Source organism: Paenibacillus amylolyticus, from assembly GCF_036894225.1.
In the GTDB taxonomy this organism is placed as follows: domain Bacteria; phylum Bacillota; class Bacilli; order Paenibacillales; family Paenibacillaceae; genus Paenibacillus; species Paenibacillus amylolyticus.
Window position 1 is genome coordinate 492,038 of the sequence record NZ_CP145892.1, and the last position, 11,463, is coordinate 503,500.

Annotated in this window: 13 protein-coding genes; 12 read left to right on the forward strand and 1 reads right to left on the reverse strand. The window is 48.0% G+C overall.

Annotated elements, in window-relative coordinates:
* Window positions 1–194: 194 nt before the first annotated feature.
* A complete protein-coding gene (locus V6668_RS02370) occupies window positions 195–1,430 on the reverse strand; it encodes an MFS transporter (protein ID WP_338707628.1) in 1,236 nt (411 codons plus the stop codon).
* A 387-nt stretch (window positions 1,431–1,817) separates the two neighbouring features.
* Here V6668_RS02370 and serS point away from each other — a divergent pair, with 387 nt between their 5' ends.
* From serS to V6668_RS02430, 12 genes are all read left to right on the forward strand, one after another.
* On the forward strand, window positions 1,818–3,116 hold the full coding sequence (serS, locus tag V6668_RS02375; RefSeq protein WP_338707629.1) for a serine--tRNA ligase: 1,299 nt from the start codon (window positions 1,818–1,820) through the stop codon (window positions 3,114–3,116).
* Between the two features lie 422 nt (window positions 3,117–3,538).
* The gene (locus V6668_RS02380) at window positions 3,539–4,645 is read left to right on the forward strand and encodes an Ig-like domain-containing protein (protein ID WP_338707630.1); all 1,107 of its coding nucleotides are present in this window, start codon (window positions 3,539–3,541) and stop codon (window positions 4,643–4,645) included.
* Window positions 4,646–5,022: 377 nt separating this feature from the next.
* Window positions 5,023–5,574, forward strand: a complete 552-nt coding sequence (locus V6668_RS02385) for a GrpB family protein (RefSeq protein WP_338707631.1) — start codon at window positions 5,023–5,025, stop codon at window positions 5,572–5,574.
* Between the two features lie 4 nt (window positions 5,575–5,578).
* Complete coding sequence (locus V6668_RS02390) at window positions 5,579–5,986, forward strand: DUF2809 domain-containing protein (RefSeq protein WP_338707632.1); 408 nt, start codon at window positions 5,579–5,581, stop codon at window positions 5,984–5,986.
* 28 nt (window positions 5,987–6,014) lie between these two features.
* Window positions 6,015–6,572, forward strand: a complete 558-nt coding sequence (locus V6668_RS02395) for a GNAT family N-acetyltransferase (protein ID WP_076253868.1) — start codon at window positions 6,015–6,017, stop codon at window positions 6,570–6,572.
* A gap of 51 nt (window positions 6,573–6,623) precedes the next feature.
* Complete coding sequence (locus V6668_RS02400; RefSeq protein ID WP_101314894.1) at window positions 6,624–6,953, forward strand: DUF952 domain-containing protein; 330 nt, start codon at window positions 6,624–6,626, stop codon at window positions 6,951–6,953.
* Window positions 6,954–7,021: 68 nt separating this feature from the next.
* The gene (locus V6668_RS02405; RefSeq protein WP_338707633.1) at window positions 7,022–7,612 is read left to right on the forward strand and encodes a DUF1572 family protein; all 591 of its coding nucleotides are present in this window, start codon (window positions 7,022–7,024) and stop codon (window positions 7,610–7,612) included.
* A complete protein-coding gene (locus V6668_RS02410; protein WP_338707634.1) occupies window positions 7,609–8,199 on the forward strand; it encodes a histidine phosphatase family protein in 591 nt (196 codons plus the stop codon). Before V6668_RS02405 ends, V6668_RS02410 begins: the two co-directional genes overlap by 4 nt.
* A gap of 61 nt (window positions 8,200–8,260) precedes the next feature.
* Window positions 8,261–8,977: a 5-oxoprolinase subunit PxpB gene (gene pxpB / locus V6668_RS02415; RefSeq protein WP_338707635.1), complete on the forward strand. Its 717-nt coding sequence runs from the start codon at window positions 8,261–8,263 to the stop codon at window positions 8,975–8,977.
* Window positions 8,974–10,008, forward strand: coding sequence for a biotin-dependent carboxyltransferase family protein (locus tag V6668_RS02420; RefSeq protein WP_338707636.1), 1,035 nt, complete (start codon window positions 8,974–8,976; stop codon window positions 10,006–10,008). The genes pxpB and V6668_RS02420 overlap by 4 nt, the downstream gene beginning before the upstream one ends.
* A complete protein-coding gene (locus V6668_RS02425; RefSeq protein ID WP_338707637.1) occupies window positions 10,005–10,778 on the forward strand; it encodes a 5-oxoprolinase subunit PxpA in 774 nt (257 codons plus the stop codon). Before V6668_RS02420 ends, V6668_RS02425 begins: the two co-directional genes overlap by 4 nt.
* Window positions 10,779–10,864: 86 nt before the next feature.
* Entirely contained in the window at window positions 10,865–11,323 is a 459-nt protein-coding gene (locus tag V6668_RS02430; protein WP_338707638.1) for an NUDIX domain-containing protein, read from the forward strand.
* Window positions 11,324–11,463 lie beyond the last annotated feature (140 nt).

Below are 11,463 nucleotides of genomic sequence, written 5' to 3' on the forward strand. Positions count from 1 at the left end.
CTAATTATCTATAATAACGTCTCTAGGATTCGTTAGATTTCAAATATGCAGAAATGGAGGGGAATAGCGTGTGCTAGGTTCGTTAGAACAGAGTAACACTACAAAAAAATGCCCACCGTCAGGTCATGACAGTAGACATTACAATTTCTTTAATAGGTATTTCTAATCCTCAGGACTGGATCGACACAGAACTGTTAAGTCGCAGAATTGGCTATATGTTTGTTCTGCCATTGATACGTGATTACGCTAATGACAAGCAGGCCAACTGCAAAGATCGCAAGCATCCATGCAGACTGATTAACGGCCAGATGATCAAGACTCCATCCTGTAGTCAAAGGCAGAATGGCACCACCAACCCCACCTGAGGCAATCAAAATGCTGGGTGTGGATTCTTCTGTTCCGGGCAGCAGTTTACTGGCGAAGACAAGGGCAATGGAGAATATCCCTGACATCGCCAGTCCAAGCAGTAAGATGATGAGAAATGCAGACCAGATTTGGTTTGTAAATGGAAATAGCATTAACAAGAGAACAGATGCAAGACAACTGTACAGGACATATACGCGGTATTGGAATTTCTCTGCGATGTATCCGGCGAAGAGTCGTCCCACGGACATGGCAATCCAGAAACAGGTGACACTAAGGGCTGCTCCGGCTTCCTTCATGTTCATTTTCTCAATCAGAATCGCTGGCATGAAGTTCGCAAGACTCATCTCTGTGCCAACATAGAGGAAGAAGAACAGAACGAATAATACCAGAAGAGTCCTGTTACGGCCACGATAGGTTGGACTTGATGTACTTGCAGATGCGGGATGCATCTCACCCGATGTCCCAGCAGAGTGCGTATTTACGGAAGCTTGATTTGAACTCTGTCGCTCTAGAAACTTATCGAGTTCACCGAATGATCCTTTTGCCCAGAAAACAAAGGTCAGCGCTGCGCAGATCGCAACAACGAGAAAGGAGAGACGCCAGTATCCGGCAGCAATCAGACCGCTGGCAATGAGCGGCATGACCATCGCTCCGATCCCGAATAACACTTCCAGTCGACTCATAGCAACGGCTGTATTGTCTTTGATTGCAGCGATGATAATGGTGCCAATAACAGCTTCAACCATTCCGAATCCAAAGCCGGCAGCGGGTGCAATGACGAACATCCAGCCCCATGGTGGCAACAGCATATAGGATAATTCTGCAATACAGAGTAGTGCTGTGGCGATTAACAGACCCCCGCGTTTACCAAAGCGTCTGTTCAGCCATGGAGATAACAATACACCACCGAGGAATCCTGCAAATTGAGCAAAGATCAGCGTTCCGCCTTGGCTATAATCTTTGCCGTAATGTTCAAGTGCAACCGGTAGAATGGAACCGAGCACAACGTGGGCAAGTCCGATCAGGAAATAGGACAGACATCCGATCCAAAGTAATTTTTTCATAAAGAACTCCTTCTACTTATATACATAAATTGAGGATCACAATAAAGTGCAATCTTGAAGACAAAGTCTATCATAACAGGACATGTTAAGTTGTGCCATGAATTCCTGATCGATACAGAAGGTTGCAATCTGGTCCGGCGTTCGTATATACTGAGACCAACAATTACAGATCGGACCATGCCGTTGAAGAGCATCCAACTCGGAGGCGTTTTCGCCAGGGGAGCGATATTTCCCCAAGTTAACCGGAACCGCCCGTTATCGCGGACCAAGAGGCTGGAAGCAGGATTTCCTGATTCAGCAAGTTGGGTGGCACCGCGAGCAGAGCGCTCCTCGTCCCAAGGGATGAGGGCGCTCTTTGTATTTTTACAGCCAAAGGAGACGGTGACCATGTTAGAAATGAAATGGATTCGGGCACATGCAGAAGAGGTTCAGGCAGCGGCAGACGGGAAAAAAATCAAGATCAACATTCGCACATTGTTAGAGCGGGATGAGGAACGTAGAGCACTTTTGCAGGAATCTGAAGAAGGACGCAGATTGCGCAATACGTTATCCGGGGACATTGGCAGACTCATGCAAGCGGGGAATCGGGAACAGGCCGAGGGTTTGCGGGCTCGGGTGAAACAGATCAATGAACAGTTGGAACAGGTGGAAGCGAGGCTCGCCCCTGTGCAGGAGGAAGTAACCAAGCTGCAATGGCTGGTACCCAATATCGTATCTCCGGATACCCCAAAAGGTACGTCAGACGCGGATAATGTGGAGCTGCGACGTGTGGGAGAGGTGCCAACGTTCGAGTATAACACCAAAGATCACGTGGAACTTGGGGAGTTGCATGATGTGATCGATATTCCTCGTGGAGTTAAGATTGGCGGTACGCGAAGCTATGTATTAAAAGGCGCTGGCCTGTTATTACATCGGGCAGTACAGCAACTTGCGCTGGATCTGTTGCTGAAGCACGGGTTTACACCGATGGAGGTACCGCTGATGGTCAGGGAGGACGCACTGGTGAACACCGGATTCTTCCCAACCGGTCGAGATCAGGTCTATGAACTCGAAGGGGAGAACAAGTGGCTGGTGGGAACTTCTGAAGTGCCGCTGGTCTCGTATTATGCGGATGAGATTGTTGATGTTCAAGAGCCTGTGAAGCTGGCTGCGGTATCGACGTGTTTCCGCAGTGAAGTTGGCTCCGGCGGACGTGATGTACGCGGATTGTATCGTGTGCACCAATTTGCCAAAGTTGAGCAGGTCATTCTCTGTGCCCCTGATGCGGAAGAATCGGAGCGCATGTTGCAAGAGATTACGGGACACGCCGAAGAATTGCTGCAATTATTGGAACTGCCGTATCGTGTTGTCGCTGTATGTACCGGAGATATGTCGCAGAAAACGTACAAACAGTATGACATCGAGACTTGGATGCCAAGCCGCGGTGCATATGGAGAAACTCATTCGTCATCGAATCTGCATGATTTCCAGGCGCGGCGTTCGAATATTCGTTGCTTGGATGCCGAAGGCAAGTTGGCGTATTGTCACACGCTCAATAATACGGCGGTGGCATCGCCGCGTATCCTGATTCCGTTGCTTGAGAATCATCAGCAGGAGGATGGAAGCATTCACATTCCGGAAGCCCTGCGGCCCTATATGGGCGGTGCCGAGAGCTTGATTTTGCCAGAGCAGGATGAAGTGAAGTAGAGAGGTTAGGTAACGCTTTAGTAATTCAAAAAGGGGATGTTCCACACGTCATGTTGCATGTGACGATGGACATCCCCTTTTAAACGGTAACACTATTTAACGAACCGATCTCCTAATATTTTGTGCTGAATTTAACTGATCTGGTAAGTACTTGAACCTAAGATATAGCTTACTTCTTTGATTAAAATTTCTTCGTTTATGTAATTAAATAAAGTTATTTCTTAAATGTTAACGCAGCTTCCATTCACGCTCGTTAATGATTTCAATTTGTCCAGATTCAAGGGCGCGGCCTTCCCATATTATACAATGAAAATCATGAATTGTTCCAAGACTCTCACTCACGTTATTCAACTTTATGCAATTCGTATCCGATATAATATAATAGAAGTAAAATATTGGATTATGGGAGTTGGAAATTAAAAATGAATAGAATCAAACTGGCGCTTCGAGGCACACTTGCTCTAATTATTGCATTAACCGTACTGGTCCCTTCGTTGGCCTTGGCGGCTACCGGTGACGTGAAATCGATTGAAATAACCAATAGCAGCCCGCAGAAAATGAGTGTCTCCGAAACAGCTGCGCTTCAGGTGATGGCAACGGTAGAAGGTTTTGATAACAAACAGGATGTTACCGAAGGTGTGACTTGGTCCACCGGTAATGCAGCGGTTGCGACGATGGTGAAAGGCAAAGTCAAGGCTGTGGCCGCAGGCGAAGCAACGATTTTTGCAGAAGTAGACGGGGCTAAAGCCCAGTTGGTTGTCCAAGTGCAGGAGAAGATCAAAAGCATCAAAGCTTCACCGAAATCCTACAGTTTTGTTAAAGGCAGTGAAAGCACCCTTCCGAAAGTAAGCATTACCCGTGCGAATGGTAAGGAAGAGGATGTGACGTCTGAGATTGTGTGGTCCGTATCCACTTCTTCGGCTGTGCTGGAAAACGGTAAAATCAAAGGCGTTACACCTGGCAGAGTATTGCTGCAAGGCAAATATGGAACAACGATCGTGAAAGTCCCCGTTGCTGTGACGGATGAGATTACCAAAGTTGAAGTCACTCCTGCCACAATGCAGCTGAACATCAAGAAGTCCAAGGCGTTGAAGGTCATTGGGACCTACGCAAATGGCAAAACGATCAACCTTTCGAAACAGATCGTATGGACCTCTTCCAACACAAATGTAGCTATCGTGAAAAATGGAGCCGTTAAGACACTGACCGAGGGACAAGCCACCTTGACAGGAACTTATCAAAATCAGACAATAAAGGCAGAGGTTACCGTTGTACCTTTGCTCAAAAAGTTGATTACAGGCCAGAAAAAACTGGTTTTGTCCCCACAGGGAAGTACAACGCTGAGTGTGATGGCACAGTATGATACGGGTAAAACCACTGTTGTGACGAACAGCGCGGTGTGGAGCAGCACAAAGCCGGGCGTAGCGACAGTGACAAATGGCAAGATCGTGGCTGTAGGCAAAGGTAAAACGTCCATAACGGCCAAGTGGGGCAACAAAAAAGTGACGATCCCCGTTACGGTAAAATAAATCTTCATATAATGAAGCATCTTGCATGATCCAAAAATTAGTTTCAGTACATGACATCGTTAAAATCATCAATGTAACAGACAACTAGGGGCGTAGACATACGCTCCTTTTTTGGATATATAGAAATATGTATCTGAAATGCCTTCTGTTTTCAACAACTATATCAGGGGATTGGAGGGGATGAAAATGAAAGCTTCGATTATAAGCTCAGACGCTAACTCTGGTGATCTGGCTTACCTGAAATATCTTCTTTTATCCCTAAGTTCCACACTTACATTTCAACGGAGTACTACGATTAAGCGCATGAAGCAACGCACCTATGAAAAATACAGAGAAGGTTACCATTTAAAATGTCATGGAGAAGAGGAGGTACCTGAATGAAAGATCCATTGCAACCGGAAAACTGGCCTGCCTGGGCGACAGAGTCGGTAGAGATTGCTTCGGCCAACCCCAATTGGGATACGCAGGCTCAGGATGAAATCCGGCAACTCAAACGTCTTCTACAGCAGTTTAATATCCAGCAATTCGAACATATCGGAAGCACGTCCATTCCAGGGTTACCCGCCAAGCCCATTATTGATCTGATGGCAGAGGTACAGTCATGGGATGACATGGATCTGATTGCGGATCAGCTGAATCCGTTGGGCTGGAACTACGTTCCGCCTGAACTGGATGGACGGGAGTACAGACGGTTCTGGGTCAGGGTTAAGGATGGCAAGAGAGCTGTACACCTGCATCTGATGCGCCCGGGAGAAGAACGCTGGGATCGTCAAATTCGGTTTCGGGATGTGCTGAGAAAACGCCCAGATCTGGTGGAAGCTTACGCCGTCCTGAAGACAAAGCTTGCTGATGAGAACAAGGAAGATAGGGAATCGTATACCGTTGCCAAAACGCAATTTATTTTACAAGTGCTTGATGAAGGCGTGTGATTGATTGAAAAGCGTACTTATCAAAGACAGGCTGATCTATTTCTTCGCAGTCATGATGACCATGGCGGCAGGACTCGCATCCAGACACTTTGGCAATCGATTGCCGGATTGGGTGCATGAACATTTCGGAGATGCATGTTGGGCGGGCATGATTTATTTCGGAGTACGCATGGTGTGGCCTCATCGCAGCTTGGTATGGGCGATGTGTTTGAGCTGCGTATTCAGCTGGATGATTGAGTTCTCGCAGTTGATTCAGACGCCTTGGCTGATTGAGATACGCTTTACCGTATTAGGTGCTCTTATTTTGGGACATGGTTTTCTGGTGATCGATCTGATTCGATATACGGTCGGTATTCTGTGCATGGTTATGATAGATCGTTATTTCCTGAGAAATAAGATGGCTGGATCATGAACTCAAGTGAATCATGGAGGTGTGCTGCATGAATGTAGAAAAACTTTTTGCCGAATTGCCCGAATTCGAAACACAGCGGTTAAAACTGAGGCGGCTTACGATGGATGATCTTGATGAATATTATGCGTTTGCCTCTGATCCGCGAGTGAGTCAGCAAAGCTTGTGGAACTGCCATGAGACGGTGGAGGATTCAATTCAATATATTCAGCGGGTGCTGGATAATTATGAACGGAAAACGGTACATATCTGGGCTTTTGTTTTAAAGGAAACAGGGACCTTGATCGGAAGAGGTGGCATTTTTCATCTCAACGAACCCATGCAGAGTGCTGAACTAGGGTACGCGATAGCCAGCAGTCACTGGGGTAAGGGGCTCGCAGCAGAAGCGATGCAACCCATCGTGGATTATTGCTTTCAGGAATTGGACTGCAATCGGTTGGATGGGAAATGTAATGCAGGCAACATAGGCTCTGCACGCGTAATGGAGAAGCTGGGTATGTCGTACGAAGGTTTGCTACGCAAACAGTTGAAGATCAAAGGTGTATTTACGGATCAAAAATTGTACTCCCGTATCCGGGATGATCTATAATACTTCCAATGACTCATAGGGTACATCGCAGAAATTGAAGGAGGCGGAACCATGATCTATAGTATTATTTCCCGTTCGTTGTGGGAGCAAGTGTCAAAGGGGACTGAGTATGCACCAGATAGCCTGGAGACAGACGGATTCATTCATTGTTCCACCAAGGAACAGATTCCATGGGTAGCCGGGCAATATTATGCAGGCCGCACGGATCTATTATTACTTAGTATTGATGAGAAGGCGTTAGAGCCAGAACTGGTATATGAGGATCTCTACGAATTAAATGAACTATATCCACATATCTATGGAGAGCTCAATCTGGATGCGGTTCGCAAAGTCATTCCATTTGAACCGAATGCAGACGGCACATTCTCATTTCCTGAATAAATAACATGTGACGCTTCTATTTGGACGTGATCTGGGGACATTATATTTTTTCGAAGGGTGGTTAACGGATGGATATGAATCAGGTTTTTCTGGAGACAGCCGAGAAGCAATTCTTGTATTACAAGCAGCTCGGGGAAAAAGCCATGGCACAACTGGATTCCGAGCAATTGTTTCAATCCTGGAATGAAGACGCGAACAGCATTGCGGTAATCGTAAAACATCTATGGGGCAATATGCTGTCCCGCTGGACGGATGTACTGACAACAGATGGTGAGAAACCGTGGCGTGAACGGGACGCCGAGTTCGTGAATGATATTTCGTCCCGGGAAGAGTTGCTCGCCAAATGGGAGGAAGGCTGGAATTGTCTACTCGAAGCCATTCGTTCGTTTACCCCGGAACAATTGTCTCATATCATATATATTCGGAATGAAGGTCATACCGTGATGGAGGCCATTATTCGGCAATTAGCACATTATCCGTATCATGTCGGGCAGATTGTATTTGCCGCAAAAATGCTCAAAGAAACAGCTTGGGACAGTCTCTCGATTCCGAGAAACGGGTCAGATCAATATAACGGCGGCAAATTTGCCAAGCCGAAGGCACGCAAACATTTTACAGAAGATGAACTTCATATAGAAAAAGGTGAGGAGCAACAATGACTCAAATTGCATTGATTCGCCATGGAAGTACAGCGTGGAATAAGGAAAAACGTTCACAGGGACAGACGGATAATCCGCTGGATCAGGAAGGAAGGGAACAGGCGGTATTACTTGCCGCGAGACTGGCCGAAGAATCCTGGGATGCCATCTATGCAAGTGACTTGGAACGTGCAAGTGAGACGGCTCGCATCATTGGTGATCGCTTGGGTATTCAGGAGATTCATCTGGACCCTAGACTTCGCGAGATGGGCGGAGGACAGGTCGAAGGAACAACGGAAGAGGAACGGTTAGCCAAGTGGGGAGCGGACTGGAGTACCCTGGATCTTGGACGGGAGCTTGCAGATGCAGGGACTGTTCGAGGCAGTGCGGTGCTTGAAGATATTGTACAGCAGCACCCCGATGGAAGAGTGATCGTTGTCAGTCACGGAGCCGTTCTGCGGAATACACTGCGAGGTCTGGTGCCTGAACTGGATATCAGTGTGAAGATGTCCAACACATCCATTACCCGGATCGCCAAGAATGAGAATGTGTGGCAATGCGAACTGTACAATTGCAGCGTGCATTTGGATTCGTCCAGGGAGTCCTAATAGATGGATGCTCTGACGTTAAAACGCTAGCAAACTTTGTGGACAAAGGGGGAGATGGCGCATGACCAAACAGACGTATGCATGGACGGAGGAGATCCTATCTCCGCTGGGTGAGACAGCGGTTATCATCCAGTGTGGAGATCGTTTGTCTGAAGCGGTGCAGCGCAGAGTGATGTCTGTATGTGCTTTGCTGGAAAAAAGCACTCTGTCAGCCATGATCGAATGGGTACCTTCATATACGTCCGTTACGCTATTTTATGACCCGTTCATCTCCTCTTACCCAGAGTTATGCCGGATTCTGCTTCAGCAGTTGAATGAAATGAAGGAATCCGTACAATACAAACCCAGAACGGTCACGATTCCCGTATGTTACGGTGGCGAGTGGGGCCCTGATCTGGACTACGTTGCCAGTGAACATGGACTGACCCCAGAAGACGTTATTGCGATTCATACATCCGGGGATTATCTCGTACATATGATTGGGTTTGCACCGGGTTTTCCTTATCTCGGCGGGTTGTCTGAACAGATTGCTACGCCCAGACGGGCAACGCCAAGGCTTCGGGTTGAGGCGGGTACAGTAGGTATTGGTGGCAAACAGACAGGAATCTATCCAGTGGACACACCCGGAGGATGGCAATGTATTGGACGAACGCCACTCCGGTTGTTTCGGCCGGATGAGAACATACCGAGTTTGCTGGCAGCAGGTGATCGGGTTCGATTCGAACAGATTACGATGCAGGACTATCTGGCGTTGAAGCGGAAGGAGGGCGAACGATGAGTATTGAAGTGATTCGCCCTGGCCTGTTATCTACCGTTCAGGATGAAGGCAGAACCGGCTATCGCCGGTATGGTATTCATCCTGGCGGGGTCATGGACACCTTTGCAGCCAGAGCAGCCAATATGCTTGTGGGCAACTCCCGACATGCGGCAGTGCTGGAGATGACGATGACGGGACCGGAGCTTCGATTTCAGGAGAGCCAGCTAGTCTCATTATGTGGAGCTGATTTGACGGCAACGGTGGATCATCTGCCTGTACCTTTGTGGCGTCCTGTGCTGGTGCGGGCAGGAAGTGTACTGAAGTTTGGCCCATGTCGTCATGGTTTGCGTGGATATCTGGCGATTGCGGGTGGAATAGCTGTGCCTGAAGTGATGGGCAGTCGAAGTACAGACCTCAAGACAGTTCTTGGCGGTGTGGAGGGCCGAGCCTTGCACGTGGGGGATCTGTTATCCATAGGTGAACCTTCTGGTGAAGCGCAAGGTTGGATGCAGCGTATGGAGCAGCAGGTAAAGCAGAGTGAGCGGGACCACCGAATATTGGCGCCTGCGTGGCTTTTATCTGAACGTGAAAGACCTGACTATTATGGGCAACCTGTTATTCGTGTGATGGAGAGCAAGGATAGTTCGCTGTTCAGCGAGACGAGTCTGGGACAATTCTATGCCGAAAAATACGTGATCTCTCCACAATCCGATCGGATGGGCTATCGCTTGCAAGGCTCCAGACTGGAGCTGGATCAGCCCCTGGATCGGCTGTCTGAAGCCGTTACCTATGGCACGGTGCAGGTGCCACCTGATGGTCAGCCCATCATCTTGATGGCGGACCATCAGACGATTGGAGGTTATCCTGTCATTGCACAGGTAGCTCGGGTGGATATGCCAATCCTGGCTCAGGCTAGGCCAGGAACCCGAATTTCTTTTAAAAAGATTACGCATGATCAAGCCGGACAGTTGTATATGAAACAGGAAATCAATATGGAACTCATGGATAAGCTGATACGCAGGAGAATGGCAGAAATGGAGGGCGCTCAATGAATACCTCGAAAACCTTGGATATCAATTGTGATCTGGGCGAAAGTTATGGTATATATCGCACGCTATCCGATGAGTCCATTCTACCCTTGATTACATCAGCCAATATTGCCTGCGGGTTTCATGCAGGAGACCCGGCTACAATGCGGCTGACGGTAGAGAGGGCATTGGAGCATCAGGTGGCAATTGGAGCCCACCCCGGGTTGCCGGATTTGCAAGGGTTTGGGAGAAGACGTATGGACATTACGCCACGGGAAGCATATGACATGGTGGTGTATCAGATTGGTGCGCTGGATGCCTTTGTCCGGGCAAGCGGAGGGCGAATGCATCACGTAAAACCACATGGTGCCTTATACAATATGGCCGCAGAAGATGCGAAGCTTGCTGAAGGCATCGCCGAGGCGATCTATCAAGTGCAGCCTGATCTGTATTTGTATGGTCTGGCGGGCAGTGAGCTGATTCATGCCGCGGATCGCATCGGTCTGCGTAGTGTGAGCGAAGTGTTTGCGGATCGAACCTATGGGACGGACGGAAAGTTAACTCCTCGCAGCCAAGCTGGAGCCCTCATTGAAGAATCGGGACAAGCGATTGCTCAAGTGCTTCGGATGGTGAAAGACGGCGTGGTTGTATCCACGGATGGTACGTTGGTTCCCATTAAGGCAGAGACAGTCTGTATCCACGGTGATGGAGCGAACGCGTTGGAATTTGCTCAAGAAATTCGTCGTGTGTTGGAATCGGAAGGCATTAAATTATCTGCGCATACCACGGGATGATAACCATGTTCAGCAGAACAACAGTAGTATCAGGTTGTTCGGATTGAACTTTGAAATTTTGGAATGACAAGGAGTGAATGAACAGAATGAAACCCATACGCAACTCGGCAAAGGCTGTCATTGTGCAGGATGGACAATTACTGGTCATCCGGCTGGAAGACCAATATGGTACCGCTTATGTGTTCCCAGGTGGAGGACAGGAGAAAGGTGAAGAACTCAAGGATGCGGTCGCGCGCGAATGTCTGGAGGAGATCGGTCAGGCCGTGAATGTGGGAGAGCTGTTACATATCCGGGAGTATATCGGAAAAAATCATGAATTCGCCGAGTGGGATGCAGATATCCATCAGGTTGAATTTTATTTTGCGTGCAGCCTGATCGATCCGGAGGCAACCGTTTTTGAAGGCTCCAATCCAGATGACCACCAAGTCGCCGTGGAATGGATTGCACTTGAAGACCTGTCCAACATTCGTTTATATCCAAAAACAATTGGCGAATTGCTTCTTAAATCAGGCTCTTCTTCAATCTATCTTGGAGATCTGAATTAAATTAGCCATGAAGAAATATCGTGCTAACCCTTTTATGTAAACATTTTTATAAAGAACTTTTCCAATTTTGTCACGTTAACGTATCGGTTCATGGATTCACCATAGGTGAGGTGGGTACACTATAAGTACAGGCTTATTAC